The organism is Arthrobacter ipis (assembly GCF_014694315.1).
In the GTDB taxonomy this organism is placed as follows: domain Bacteria; phylum Actinomycetota; class Actinomycetes; order Actinomycetales; family Micrococcaceae; genus Arthrobacter; species Arthrobacter ipis.
The window spans coordinates 485,377-499,057 of the sequence record NZ_JAAOXD010000004.1 but is presented as its reverse complement, the minus strand read 5'-3'; the positions used below and the strand labels follow the sequence as shown (position 1 = coordinate 499,057).

General features: G+C 68.4%; 11 protein-coding genes. 7 read left to right on the top strand and 4 right to left on the bottom strand.

Annotated elements, in window-relative coordinates; all coding sequences use genetic code 11:
* The 3 genes from G9E11_RS14255 to G9E11_RS14245 all read left to right on the top strand — a co-directional run bounded on the left by G9E11_RS14255 (position 1) and on the right by G9E11_RS14245 (position 4,567).
* Positions 1-2,202: a molybdopterin oxidoreductase family protein gene (locus tag G9E11_RS14255; RefSeq protein ID WP_190606766.1), complete on the top strand. Its 2,202-nt coding sequence runs from the start codon at positions 1-3 to the stop codon at positions 2,200-2,202.
* Entirely contained in the window at positions 2,199-3,761 is a 1,563-nt protein-coding gene (locus tag G9E11_RS14250) for an FAD-dependent oxidoreductase (protein ID WP_190606764.1), read from the top strand. Before G9E11_RS14255 ends, G9E11_RS14250 begins: the two co-directional genes overlap by 4 nt.
* Before the next feature lie 101 nt (positions 3,762-3,862).
* Entirely contained in the window at positions 3,863-4,567 is a 705-nt protein-coding gene (locus G9E11_RS14245) for a hypothetical protein (protein WP_190606761.1), read from the top strand.
* An 11-nt stretch (positions 4,568-4,578) separates the two neighbouring features.
* Here the strand turns inward: G9E11_RS14245 and G9E11_RS14240 are convergent, their stop codons facing one another.
* Complete coding sequence (locus tag G9E11_RS14240; RefSeq protein WP_190606759.1) at positions 4,579-4,959, bottom strand: hypothetical protein; 381 nt, start codon at positions 4,957-4,959, stop codon at positions 4,579-4,581.
* Positions 4,960-5,138: 179 nt separating this feature from the next.
* On the bottom strand, positions 5,139-6,554 hold the full coding sequence (locus G9E11_RS14235; protein ID WP_190606757.1) for an NAD(P)H-quinone dehydrogenase: 1,416 nt from the start codon (positions 6,552-6,554) through the stop codon (positions 5,139-5,141).
* Positions 6,555-6,672: 118 nt separating this feature from the next.
* Here G9E11_RS14235 and G9E11_RS14230 point away from each other — a divergent pair, with 118 nt between their 5' ends.
* The gene (locus G9E11_RS14230) at positions 6,673-7,491 is read left to right on the top strand and encodes a purine-nucleoside phosphorylase (protein ID WP_190606755.1); all 819 of its coding nucleotides are present in this window, start codon (positions 6,673-6,675) and stop codon (positions 7,489-7,491) included.
* Positions 7,492-7,622: 131 nt separating this feature from the next.
* On the opposite strand, the gene G9E11_RS14225 is transcribed toward G9E11_RS14230, so the two are convergent.
* A complete protein-coding gene (locus G9E11_RS14225) occupies positions 7,623-8,150 on the bottom strand; it encodes an RrF2 family transcriptional regulator (RefSeq protein ID WP_190606753.1) in 528 nt (175 codons plus the stop codon).
* A 130-nt stretch (positions 8,151-8,280) separates the two neighbouring features.
* On the opposite strand from G9E11_RS14225, the gene G9E11_RS14220 reads away from it, so the two are divergent.
* Positions 8,281-10,050 carry a phospho-sugar mutase gene (locus tag G9E11_RS14220; protein ID WP_190606751.1) on the top strand — a complete coding sequence of 590 codons (1,770 nt, stop codon included), beginning with the start codon at positions 8,281-8,283 and terminating at the stop codon, positions 10,048-10,050.
* A 44-nt stretch (positions 10,051-10,094) separates the two neighbouring features.
* On the opposite strand, the gene nirD is transcribed toward G9E11_RS14220, so the two are convergent.
* The gene (gene nirD, locus G9E11_RS14215) at positions 10,095-10,460 is read right to left on the bottom strand and encodes a nitrite reductase small subunit NirD (protein ID WP_190606749.1); all 366 of its coding nucleotides are present in this window, start codon (positions 10,458-10,460) and stop codon (positions 10,095-10,097) included.
* A gap of 294 nt (positions 10,461-10,754) precedes the next feature.
* On the opposite strand from nirD, the gene nirB reads away from it, so the two are divergent.
* Complete coding sequence (gene nirB, locus G9E11_RS14210) at positions 10,755-13,385, top strand: nitrite reductase large subunit NirB (protein ID WP_190606746.1); 2,631 nt, start codon at positions 10,755-10,757, stop codon at positions 13,383-13,385.
* Positions 13,386-13,387: 2 nt separating this feature from the next.
* Positions 13,388-13,681, top strand: a 294-nt coding sequence (locus tag G9E11_RS14205; RefSeq protein ID WP_479686152.1) for a VOC family protein, incomplete at its 3' end; no start/stop codon positions are given.

Genomic DNA, 13,681 nt, shown 5'->3' with positions numbered 1-13,681 from the left:
ATGACCAAAAGCGCCGACACGCACTGCCCTTACTGCGCCTTGCAGTGCGCCATGACGCTCAAGTCCCCGGCGGCTCCGGCCGCTGCGGGCCTGACCCCGGCTTTGCAGCCGGGGTCAGGCCCCGTGCCGGCTGTGCCGGCCCTTGAAGTGAGCGGCCGCGACTTCCCCACCAACCGCGGCGGTCTCTGCCGCAAGGGGTGGACGTCCGCGTCGCTCCTGCAGCACCCCGGTCGCGTCACCGAGCCCATGTTCAAGGGGCCCGACGGCGTCTTCCGCCCCATCTCCTGGGACGAGGCCCTGGGCCGCGTCACGGCCGCCGTCAAGGACGCCCGCGCCAGGTACGGTGCGGACTCCGTCGGCGTCTTCGGCGGCGGCGGCCTCACCAACGAAAAGGCGTACCAGTTGGGCAAGTTCGCCCGCCTCGCGCTGGGCACCTCCCGGATCGACTACAACGGCCGGTTCTGCATGTCGTCAGCGGCCGCCGCGGGCATGCGGGCCTTCGGCCTGGACCGCGGACTGCCCTTCCCGCTTGAGGCGCTGGACACCGCCAGCACCATCCTGATGCTCGGCTCCAACGTCGCCGAGACCATGCCGCCGTTCGTCCAGCACCTGCAGGGCGTCCGCGACGCCGGCGGTTTCATTGTGGTGGACCCGCGGCGTTCCGCCACGGCCAGATTCACCTCCGACGGCGGCGGCATCCACCTGCAGCCCCTGCCGGGCACCGACCTCACCCTGCTGCTGGGCATCTCCCACGTGGTGATCCACGAAGGCCTCCTCGACGCCGACTACATCCAGGCCCGCACCACCGGCTTCGACGCCGTGGTCCGGTCCGTCAACGCCTACTGGCCCGAGCGGGTCCAGACCATCACCGGCGTACCCGCCGACCTCATCCGCGAGACGGCCCGGCGGCTGGCCGCCGGCGCCCGCCTGGGCGGCAGCTACATCCTGACCGGACGCGGCGTGGAGCAGCACGTCGACGGCACCGACACCGCCACGGCGGCCATCAACCTCAGCCTCCTGCTGGGCCTGCCCGGCAGCGCCCGCAGCGGCTACGGCACCCTCACCGGCCAGGGCAACGGCCAGGGCGGCCGCGAGCACGGCCAGAAGGCCGACCAGCTGCCCGGCTACCGCAAGATCACCGACCCCGCCGCCCGGGCCCACATGGCTTCGGTCTGGGGGGTGGATGAGTCCCTCATCCCCGGCCCCGGCCTGCCGGCCGTACAGCTGCTCAAGTCACTGGGACAGCCCGACGGCGTCCGCTGCCTTTTCGTGCACGCATCCAACATCGCCGTCGCCTCGCCGGACGCCAACGCCGTCATCCGCGGGCTCCGCAGCCTGGATTTCCTGGTGGTCTGCGACTTCTTCATGTCCGAGACCGCAGCCGAGGCGGACCTCGTCCTGCCGGTGCTGCAGTGGGCCGAGGAGGAAGGCACCCTGACCAACCTCGAAGGCCGCGTCCTCCGCCGCCGCCAGGCGATCCAGCCACCCGCCGGTGCCCGCAGCGAGCTATGGATCATGGCCCGGCTGGCCGAGGCACTCGACGCACCGTCCACCTACAGCGACGATCCGGAGACCGTCTTCGAAGAGCTGCGCCTGGCCTCCGCCGGCGGGGCGGCCGACTACTCCGGCATCGACTACGCCATGCTGGACGGCGGCGCGGCCGCATACTGGCCCTACCCCGCCGGCAGCACCGGAACGCCCCGCATGTTCCTGGACGCGTTTGCCCATCCCGACGGAAAGGCGGTCATGACCGCGGTAGCCCCCCGCCGCCGTCGTACTTCCATGGCGCATCCTGACCCGGCCGCCAAGCCGATGACCCTCATCACCGGCCGGCTGCTGGAGCACTACCAGTCGGGCGCCCAGACGCGGCGGGTGGCCGAGCTCCTGGCCGCCCAGCCTGAGGCCAGGATGCAGATCCACCCGGCCGCCGCGGCGGCCATGGGCATCACGGACGGCGCAGAGGTCTCGGTGGCTAACGAGCGCGGCGAGGTGGTCTGCCGGGCCGAGCTCAGCACCGCCATCCGCCCCGAAACCGTCTTCCTGCCGTTCCACTTTCCCGAACTGGAAAGCGCGAACCGGCTGACGGAAGCGGCCACGGATCCCATCTCCGGGATGCCCGAATTCAAGTTCAACAAAGTGTGGGTCCGGCTGGCAGTTGCCGCCCCGAACACCAGTCTTCTTCAGACAGCGGAGGCCTCATGAGCGAGCAGATTGTAATTGTCGGATTCGGTCCGGTGGCCGCACGGCTGGTCGACGAACTGCTGCCGGCACTGCGTGCCGGGCAGGTGGGGCTGACGGTCATCGGCCAGGAAACCCAGGCAGCCTACAACCGGGTGCTGGTGGCCGACCTCGGGGTTGGCCGCACCACCCCCGAGGCGCTGGCCCTCGCCGACGCAGCAGCGCTGGTGGCCGACGGCGTGGACGTCCGGCTGGGCGTGAAGGTCCGGCGCGTGGACCGCGCGCGGCAGTCCGTCATCCTCTCCGACGGCACTTCGGCCCACTACGACCGGCTGGTCTTCGCCACCGGCTCCCGACCAGTGATCCCCAACCTCACGGGACTGAACCCGGACCCTGCCGCGCCCGTGCTTCCGCCGGGTGTGACTGCGCTCCGCGACCTCCGTGACGCCGAGGTACTGCGCCAGGCGGTGGCCGGCCGCAAGCGCGTGGTGGTGCTGGGCGGCGGCGTGCTGGGGCTTGAGACGGCCCTCGCGGCTGCAGAGGAAGGCGCCACGGTCACGGTGGTGCACAACGGCCCCCATCCGCTGGGCCGGAACATCGACCGCGGCGGCGGCGCCGTGCTGGCCGCGGGCCTGCGCAGCTGCGGCGTCCGGGTGGCCGGCAACGCCCGTTCCACGGGCATTGAGCACAACGCGCCCGACGGCGGGTTCTCGGCTCTGCTGCTCGACGACGGGTCGGCGATTGACGGCGACCTGCTGGTCCTGTCCTGCGGCGTCCGCCCGCGCATTGAGCTCGCCGAGGGCTGCGGGCTCTCCACCGGGACGGGCATCCTGGTGGACCACCGGCTGCGCGCCCACCACGAGCCGCACATCTTCGCCATCGGCGACTGCGCCGAGGTCCGCTGCCCTGATCCTGCCTGCACCGAGTGCCGCACAGCGCGCGGACCGTCCGGCCTGGTAGGACCCGGCTGGCGGCAGGCCGAATGGCTCGCCGAATACCTCCTGCTCCTGTCCGAGGGTGCCGCGGAGGACGCCGATTCACTGCCCCCGCTCCCCCAGGAAAAACCCGGTGTGATCGTGCTGAAGGCCCGTGGCATGAACATGGCCGTGGCCGGGGACAACTCGGCCGATCCCTGGGATGAGGAAGTCCTGACGGCCGGCGCCGTCAACGGCAGGCCGCGGCTGCAGATCGCCCAGTGGGCCGACCCCGAGCACGGTCGCTACGTCAAGATGACCACCCGCGGCGGTGTGCTGGAGGGCGTGGTCAGCGTGGGCATGCCGCGCACCGCGGGAGAGCTGGTGCAGCTCTTCGAACGCGGCGCCGAACTGCCCGCGGACAGGTCACTGCTCCTGCGCCTGGACGGGCCCGACCAGCTCGCGTCCGCGGGCGCCTCCAACGACCCCGAGAGCACGGTGTGCCGGTGCGCCGGCGTCAGCGGAGGCAAGATCGCCGACGCCGTGTCCGGCGGCTGCTCCACGGTGGCCGAAGTCTCCGCTTCCACCCGTGCGGGCACCGGCTGCGGCGGCTGCCACGAGGACATCAAGGGGCTGATCGAGAAGCACTTTCAGGGGGCTGCCGCCTAAGGCCGCTGGCGGGTAACCGGGCCCTGATCATGGCCATGGACTCTTGAGGGGACGCGTCACACAAATCGGGCATGCAGCTGCTGGCCGGTACCATCGGGAGCATGAATGCCGACGAAGACGACGACATCACCGAAGAACTGCTGGCCGACTCCGAGAAGCTCACCGGACTGAGCCTCGAACTCCTGGGGCTGGACCCGCATCCCGACGACATGACAGCCGAGCAGCGGCTCCAGTTCGATCCCGAGGACCTGGCGGAGATGGCCTCCGCCGGCTCCGGCGACCGGGAGCGGTCTGCCCGCCAGACGCGGCTGCTGGCGGGCCTGCTATGGAATTCGTCCAGCATCCTCATCGACCAGCTGTTCCGTGACCTCGGCACGCTGCATGGGCTGGAGACGGTCACGCCCGAGGCCATCGCGGGAACGTCCGTGCTGTCCTCGCTGCCCCCGCAGTTCGCTTCCAACTATGACGCGAAGTTCACGCAGCGGTTCATCGTGGTGGCAGCAGACGTCACTGCGTCCTTTGCCCGCGGCTGGGCTGCTCCCGGCTGCCTCGCAGGCGAGCTCGCTGTCCATTGCCTGCTCGACCAGGCAAGGATCACCGAGGACATTTACGAACTGGACCTCCCCGAGGAGTGGCGGGCCCTCGTTGAGGAGGTCCTGCTGGAGGACGCCGACTCAGCAATACTGTACGCGGACGCCGCACTCCACGATGGCGCCAGCGAACAGGATACTGGCAAGCTGGATATTCGGCACTGGTTCGAGCCCTTCACGCCCGGCGACGCTGTTCCTCCCTACGCCTGTTCCTGAGTCGCCGCCAATTACCTGAGTCCGTGCCCGGCTTGGGTGGCCGTGATGTTGAAGGAACCGTCCAGCTTCACCGTCGCCCGCGAGCCGTCAGCCTTCGTGATGTGTGCTTCGTAGACTGCGCCCTCGGCGTCGGTCTCAACCCGGTGGACCGTCGCGCCGGGGTTGGCCGCGAGCACCGCATTCTTCACACGGGTGGCGGTGGTCCCCGTCAGCATCTGCTCGGTAATCCCGTTGGCCTGGTGGCCACCTTTGGCGGAGTCCGTACTGGACTGGCTTCCGGTGCTGCTTGTGGCCGAAGAAAGAACGGGATAGCCCATGGCGAGGTAGGCACCGCCGCCCACGAGGGCCGCGACGAGGGCGGTGTTGATTGCGGCTTTTTGAACAGTGATCATGGCATGCTCCTGGCTTCCGCGGTCCGACCGTCCGGAAGTACTCTCCGCTTGGCTGACCGCTCGTGATCGGTCTGTCGTGGCCCGGTGCCGCCACCCCGGGGATCGACAGTCTGAATTTTACTCAGCTCTGCCGGTGGCGACTAGGAGCAAGCCGCCATTCACAGGATGTGCGGCGCCGCTTAGATGTGCACGTGCAGCCGGCGTGCAGCCTCGGAGATGGAGCCGCTCAGCGACGGGTACACCGTGAAGGTGCTGGCGACGTCGTCGACGTGCAGTTTCTGCTTCACCGCGATGGAGATGGCGAAGATCAGCTCGGACGCGTTGGCGCCGACTACCACGCCGCCGATCACTGTCCCGGACCCCTTGCGTGCGAAGATCTTGACGAAGCCGTCCTTGACGTTGCGCATCTTGGCGCGGGCGTTGCTCTTCAGGGACAGCTTGATGATGTCGCCCTGGTACTTGCCGGACTCGATCTCTGCCTCGGACACACCCACCGACGCGATCTCGGGCGAGGTGAAGATGTTGGACGCCACCTGGTGCAGCTTGATGGGGGTCACCTGGTCGCCCAGGAAGTGCGCGATCGCGATCCGGCCCTGCATGGCCGCGACGGAGGCGAGGGCCAGGACGCCGGTGCAGTCGCCCGCGGCGTAGATGTTCGGGGCGGTGGTGCGGGAGACGCCGTCGACCTTGATGTGGCCGCTTTCGGTCAGTGCGACGCCGGCTTCCTCCAGGCCGATGCCGGCCGTGTTGGGAATGGAGCCCACGCAGACCAGGCAGTGGCTGCCCGTGACCTTGGAGCCGTCCCCGAGGGTGACCACCACGCCGTCGTCGGTCCGTTCCACCGTCTCGGCCCGCGAACGGGACAGCACCTTCACGCCGCGGCGTTCGAAAACCTCTTCCAACACCTCGGCGGCGTCCGTGTCGGAACCCGGAAGCACGCGGTCGCGGCTGGAGATCAGGGTGACCTTCGAGCCCAGGCCATTGTAGGCGGAGGCGAACTCGGCGCCGGTCACGCCGGAACCAACCACGATCAGTTCCTCCGGCAGCTCGTCCAGGTTGTAGATCTGGGCCCAGTTCAGGATCCGTTCGCCGTCCGGCCGTGCCGTGGGCAGTTCCCGCGGGTGCGCCCCGACGGTCAGCAGGATGGCGTCCGCCTCAACGGTTTCGGTTCCGTGGACCGTCAGGACCTCGATGGTGTGGCTGTCCACCAGCTTGCCGGAGCCGTTCAGGATGCGGACGTTCTGGTGCTCCAGGCCGGTCTGGATGTCCACGGACTGCTGGCGGGCGAGGCCGAGCAGGCGGTCGTTAATGTGCTTGAGATCCGCGCGCATGACCGGAACGAAGTCCCCGCCGTCGACGTCAAACTTGACTCCCAGTTCCCCGGCACCGCCGACGCGGGTCATCAGGTCCGCCGTCGCGATCAGCGTCTTGGACGGCACGACGTCGGTCAGCACCGCGGAGCCTCCGAGGCCTGCCCGCTCGATGATGGTGACTTGGGCTCCCAGCGAGGCGGCCACCATGGCGGCTTCGTAGCCGCCCGGACCTCCGCCGAGGATTGCGATTCGGGGGGCGCTGAAATCAGGATGCATAGTCACAAGAAGTCATTCTCCTGCATCCGGCGCCGGACCACCAATCTTCCGGGGCTTGCCGGGCAGCCCGCAAGGGAGGCGTTTCTGCTGCCCGCACCAGCTCCGGCACGGTAGCTTGGACCGGGTGAGCACAACAGAATTCCCGGACACTGATCCCTTCGAGGCAGCGCGGACGGCGGCGGACTACATCGCGTCGGAGACCGGCGTCGCAACGCACGACATCGCCTTGGTCCTGGGCTCGGGCTGGGCCGAGGCCGCCGACCTCATTGGCGAAACCACCGCGACGCTGGCGGCTTCGGAGGTCCCAGGCTTTTCGGCTCCCGCCGTGGAGGGACACGTGGGCACCATTCGGTCGGTGCTGACGCGTGAAGGCAAGCGCGCACTGGTCCTGGGCGCCCGCACCCACTTCTACGAGGGCAAGGGCGTCCGCGCTGTTGCCCACGGCGTCCGCACCGCAGCCGCCGCCGGCTGCCGGACCCTGGTGATCACCAACGGCTGCGGCGGGCTGAACGAAGACTGGGCACCCGGCACCCCCGTGCTCATCAAAGATCACATCAACCTCACCGCGGCCTCCCCGCTCGAGGGCGCCACCTTCGTGGACCTGACCGATCTCTACTCCTCGCGGATCCGGGATTTGGCCCGCGAGGTGGACCCGTCCCTGAACGAAGGTGTCTACGCCCAGTTCACCGGCCCGCACTACGAGACGCCTGCCGAGGTGCAGTACGCCAAGCGGATCGGAGCCGAGCTGGTGGGCATGTCGACGGCGCTGGAGGCTATCGCTGCCCGGCACGCCGGAATGGAGGTCTTCGGCATCTCGCTGGTCACCAACCTCGCGGCCGGCATCAGCCCGACGCCGCTGAGCCATGAGGAAGTGCTTGAAGCCGGACACGCTGCGGGGCCGCGCATCTCCAAGCTCCTGGCGGAGATTATCGGCCGGCTCTAACCGTTGCGCGGGGGGCCCGCGCCCGCCGGGTTCCCTGGCCGTGGAGCCGCCCGGGCGAGGGCACCAGCCCGAGCTTGCGAGGGTAGGGAGCCGGTGCGGACTTGCGAGGGAAAGGGGGCGGGTGGGGACACCTAGCGCCCGTTGCGGCCTTCGGAAGGGGCGCTAAGTGACCCCGCGTCGTTGTTGCCGAGGAGTTGGGCGAGCGAACTGGCCCGAGCCTCGGGGAACCGACGTTCGAGGGACTGTGCCATGCCTGCCACGGTCTGCCGCGCGAGTTCGGTCCGCCAGGCCAGCTCGGCCTGCCGCATGGACTGCGAAATGATGCAGCTGCGGAAGTAGTCCTCGTCATCGTCATCGCCTGGGCAGTGGGCCAGGATGCCGTCGCAGCGGAACGCCAGGTCCCGCCCTTCGATGGCCAGCACTACGTCCAGCACCGAGATCCGGTCAGGCCGCCGTGCCAGCTGGAACCCTCCCCTGGGACCGGACACGGACTGCAGGACGCCCGCCCGCACCAGGCACTGAAGCTGCTTGTTCAGGTACGCCGGCGGCAGCTTATACAGCTCGGCCAGTCGGCCGCTGCTGATCGGTTCCCCGGCTGGCGCCCAAGCCATGTTGACGCAGCAGTGGAGGGCCCACTCCACCCCCTGGTTCAACTTCACAACCAAGACAGTACGTGTCCAGAATCTCCTGTCAAGAATCGCTCCGGCCGCCACGGACCGGCGAAATTGTGACCGGCCAGCAGCCCCGTCCGGCACCGCTCCGCCGCACTTTGACGATAGTTTGGATGCCATGACGCCTTCCGAAGCCGATCTGCAGCTGCTCAACGACGCCCGTGCCTGGGCCGCCCAGGATCCGGATCCCCGTACCGCGGCAACGCTGACCGAGCTCGTGAAGCTCACCGAGGCCGGCACGCCCGCCGCCCGGCAGGACCTTGAAGACAGCTTCCGGGGAACGCTGCAGTTCGGAACGGCCGGCCTGCGTGCCGCCCTGGGCCCGGGACCCAACCGAATGAACCGAGTCGTGGTCCGCCGCGCAGCGGCGGGCTTCGCCAATTTCCTGGTCCGGACGGTGGCGGAGGCTGCGCCCGGAGCACGTCCACGCGCCGTCGTCGGCTACGACGCCCGCTACAACTCCGACATTTTCGCGACCGAGACGGCGGCCGTGTTCACTGCGGCGGGCATCGAGACGTTCCTGATGCCGGCTCCCCTGCCCACGCCGGTGCTGGCGTATGCGGTCCGGGCGCTGGAGTGCGACGGCGGCGTGATGGTCACAGCCAGCCACAACCCTCCGCAGGACAACGGCTACAAGGTGTACCTCGGCCGGCATGCGGTGGAGGAAAGCGGCCGGGGCGCACAGATCGTGGCGCCGTACGACGCCCTGATCGCCATCGAAATCAGCAAGGTTGGCGATCTCGCCTCCATCCCCCTGGCCCGGGACGGCTGGACGGTCCTGGACGACGGGATCGTCCAGTACTACGGGGCCGCCACGGCAGGGCTGGCCGACCGCAGGCTCTTCCCGGCCCGGGACCTGAAAATCGTCCTGACACCGTTGCACGGCGTTGGTGGAGCGACGGCTGTCTCCGTCCTCCGGGCAGCTGGATTCACCGACGTAACGCTGGTCAGCGAACAGGCGGAGCCGGACCCGGACTTCCCCACCGTCAGTTTTCCCAACCCTGAGGAACCGGGCGCCCTGGATCTGGCCCTGGGTGAGGCGATGCAGGCGGACGCGGACATCGTTCTGGCCAACGACCCGGACGCAGACCGTGCCGCCGTGGCCGCGAAGGACCCGGACACGGGTGCGTGGCGGATGCTGCGGGGCGATGAGGTGGGCGCCCTGCTGGGAGCGCACGTCGTGGCGCGCCTGGCCGCCTCCAGAGCGGACGCAACCGGAGCGGACGCTGCCGGCGCGGAGGCGGGCGGCGGCGTGTTCGCCAATTCGGTTGTTTCCTCGCGGCTGCTTTCACGCATCGCCGCCGCAGCCGGGTATGCCCATGAGGAAACGCTGACCGGGTTCAAGTGGATTTCCCGGGTGCCGGGCCTCGTCTACGGCTATGAGGAGGCGCTGGGTTACTGTGTAGCGCCGGACCTGGTCCGGGACAAGGACGGACTGTCCGCCGCGGTGCTGATCGCGGAATTGGCGGCCGCAGCCAAGGCTGAGGGCAAGACGATCTTCGACACCTTGGACGAGCTGTACCTGGTGCACGGGCTCCACGCGAGTGACCAGCTGAGCATCCGCGTGGGTGACCTCGGCCTGCTGGATGCAATGATGAACCGGCTCCGCGTCAACCCGCCCGAATCGTTTGGCGGGTCGGCCGTGGAGTCATTCGTGGATCTGGCCGAAGGCAGCGAACAGCTGCCTCCGACCGACGGGCTGCTCTATGTAACCCGCGACCTCAGCCGCGTGATCATCCGGCCGAGCGGCACGGAGCCGAAACTCAAGTGCTACCTGGAGGTCATCCAAAGCGTCGGCTCAGCCGCTGAACTGCCCGAGGCCCGGCTGGCGGCAAGGGCCGCGCTGGACCACGTGCTCACTGACGTGCGCGAGGCCCTGGGTCTATAACTTGCCTTGTGCCCTTCAAATGGCGGGCCGCTGGAGGTTGAGCCTTAGAGCTCAACCTCGATGAAGCCGTCCACGATGCGCGTGCCGAAGGTCGCCAGGCGCAGGTCCCCGTTGCCGAAGCACTCGCCCGTCTCGAGGTCGTAGACCTCCTTGTGCAGCGGCGAGGCGATGGTGGGGCGCATGCCGCGCGATCCGAGGATGCCGCGCGCCATAACGAAGGCGCCGGTGGCCGGGTCCTCCTGCGCAACGGCGAAAACCTCACCGGGGCCCGTGCGGAACAGGGCCACCTGCCGGCCGTCCACGAGTGCCGCTTCGCCCCAGGCCAATTCCAGGTCCTCCACCGCGCAGACGCGGTGCCAGCCTGTTGCATACCCGGTGGCGAGATCCTCAAGTTCCAGTGTTGCCGTCATGTCCGGCTCCTCTCCCTTTGCGTGCTTTCCGGCGGCGGGCCGGTCCTGCGAGGCGTGTGTTTGCGCCTGCTGTTGCCGCCGCTGCGGCCGTATACCAAAGCTAGGGTGACGGTGTTTCGACGGGGTGCAGTCAATGTGTCAAGAACGTAAAAGACACCTCACATGGCTCGAAACAATCCCGTGATGCAGAAGTTAAGTTCACGAAACAATTGGGAAACTGAAGCGAAACTGCGCCTCCCTAGGCTGGATGCACAAGCTGCAGAGCACCGTCTGCGGCCCAGCGAAAGGCCCACAGTGACCGAACAGACCTCAACCTCATCGACTCCGCGCCGCATTGTGGTCGCCGGCGGCGGCCCTGCAGCCCACCGTTTTGCCGATGCCATGCATGCCCGTGGCCTCGAAGGCTGGCATGTCACTGTCCTCACTGAGGAAGCCCACCTCCCCTATGACCGGGTGGCGCTCTCCAAGGCCCTCACCGATATGGACTACGACCTCACCATGGGTGAGGCAGCCATGTGGGACCACGCTTCCATGGACCTGAAGACCGGCGAGCGCGTGGTCAAGATCAACGCCGAGGCCAAGACGGTGGAAACCGCAGCCGGCAACACGTTCGCATACGACGAACTGGTGGTGGCCACCGGTTCGAATGCCGCGCGCCTGCCGATCCCGGGCGCCGAGCTCACCCACGTGTACCGCACGCTGGAAGACGTCTGGGCCATTAACAAGGCCATCACCGAACTGACGGAAAAGCTCGGCCGCAAGGTCAAAGCGGTCACCATCGGTGGCGGTCTCCTCGGCCTCGAGTCGGCCGCCGGCACGGAGCAGCTGGGCGCCACGCCGATCGTCATCGACGGTTCGCAGTGGCTAATGGCCACGCAGCTCGATGAAGGAGCCGGCCAGGCAATGGGCCGCCTCATCAAGGCCAAGGGCTTTGAAGTCCACGGCGGCGTCTTCCCGTCGGAAGTCCTTTCCGACGGCGAAGGCCAGGTCACCGGTGTGCTCATGGCCGACGGCCGCACCATTGATGCAGACATGGTGATCGTCGCCATCGGCGTCCGGCCCCGCGACGAACTCTTCCGTGCCGCCGAGGGCGAGGAACAGGTGTTCAGCCTGGGCCAGCGCGGCGGTGTGGTCATCAACGACTACTGCGCCACTGAGGTACCGGGCATCTGGGCCATTGGTGAAGTAGCCAACTTCGGCGGCATGTGCCTGGGCCTCGTTGCCCCGGCCAACACCATGGCCGAGATCGTGGCGGACCGCCTGCACGGCGGGGATGCAACCTTCCCCGGCTTCGACACCGCCACCAAGCTGAAGCTCTCCGGCGTGGATGTGGCCAGCTTCGGCGACGCCTTCGCCAAGACCGAGCACGCCCTCGAGATCGTCTACGCCGACCCCGCCCGCGGCGTCTACCAGAAGATTGTCACCACGGATGACGCCAAGACCCTGTTGGGCGGCATCTTCGTGGGTGACGCCTCACCGTACATGAGCCTGCGTCCGCTCCTGGGCCGCGAACTTCCCGCCGAGCCCGGAGCGTTCCTCAGCGCTGCCGGCGGCGGCGACGCCCCCGAAACCGAACTGCCGGACGACGCCACCCTGTGCTCCTGCAACAACGTGACCGCCGGAACCATCCGCGACGCCATCAACGGCTGCGGCGCCTGCGACGGCAACGCCCCGGTCCAGGAACTCGGCGAGCTCAAGGGCTGCACCCGCGCCGGCACCCAGTGCGGTTCCTGCGTGCCCATGCTGAAGAAGCTGCTGGAAACCGAGCTGACCAAGTCCGGCGTCGAGGTCTCCAAGGCCCTCTGCGAGCACATCGAACTGTCCCGCCAGGAACTGTTTGACGCCATCCGCGTCCTGGAACTGACCTCCTTCGAGGAGATCATGGCCAAGTACGGCACCGGTGCAGGCTGCGACATCTGCAAGCCGACCATCGGCAACATCCTCGCCAGCCAGAACAGCGCGTACGTGCTGGACGCCGGCCGCGGCACCCTGCAGGACACCAACGACCGCGCCCTGGCCAACATGCAGAAGGACGGCACTTACTCGGTGGTCCCCCGCATCGCCGGCGGCGAGATCACTCCGAAGAAGCTCGGCGTCATCGCCGCCGTCGCCGAAAAGTACAACCTGTACACCAAGATTACCGGCGGCCAGCGCATCGACATGTTCGGCGCCCGGCTGGAGGAGCTCCCGGAAATCTGGAAGGAACTGGTTGACGCCGGCTTCGAATCCGGCCAGGCCTACGGCAAGAGCCTGCGCACGGTGAAGTCCTGCGTCGGATCCACCTGGTGCCGCTTCGGCGTCCAGGACTCGGTGGCCATGGCCATCCAGCTCGAGCTCCGCTACCGCGGACTCCGCAGCCCGCACAAGCTCAAGATGGGCGTCTCCGGCTGCGCCCGCGAATGCGCCGAGGCCCGCGGCAAGGACGTCGGCGTGATCGCCACCGCGGACGGCTGGAACCTGTACGTCGGCGGCAACGGCGGTGCCACCCCGGCCCACGCCCAGCTGCTGGCCAAGGACCTCGACGACGAAACCCTGATCAAGTACATCGACCGCTACTTCATGTACTACATCCGCACCGCCGACCGCCTGCAGCGCACCGCACGCTGGCAGGAAGAGCTCGACGGCGGCATCAAGCACGTCGAGGACGTGGTGGTCAAGGACACCCTGGGCATCGCCGAGGACCTCGAGGCAGCCATGGCCAAGCACGTCGACACCTACATCGACGAGTGGGCAGACACCCTGAAGGACCCCGAGCGCCTCCGCCGGTTCCGCTCCTTCGTCAACGCCCCTGACCAGAAGGACGATTCCATCACCTTCGTCCCGGACGAGCGCGGCCAGATGCGCCCGGCAACGGCCGAGGAAAAAGGGAAGGTCCTGATCGGCGCTTCCATTCCCATGCGACCCCGCGATGAAAACGAGGTATAGGCATGCAGCTCAGCATTGATCTCACCGGGCGCGATGTCCTGGTCACCGGCTCGGATTTCGCAGCCCGCCAGGCTGTCCGCCGCTATGAGGCAGCCGGCGCGGTCGTCTCCCGCCTCAGCACCCCGCAGGGTGCCGGGCACGACGGTCCCCTGCCCGAGCGCCCGTTCCTCGTCGCGGCGGTCGACGACGGCCAGACCGGCTGGGAGCCGCTGCTGGACCGCTGCCGCGCCGCCGGCATTCCGGTGGCGGCCGAGCCGGCCGCCGGCCAGGCCGGCCACGTCACGCTGGTCGGCGGC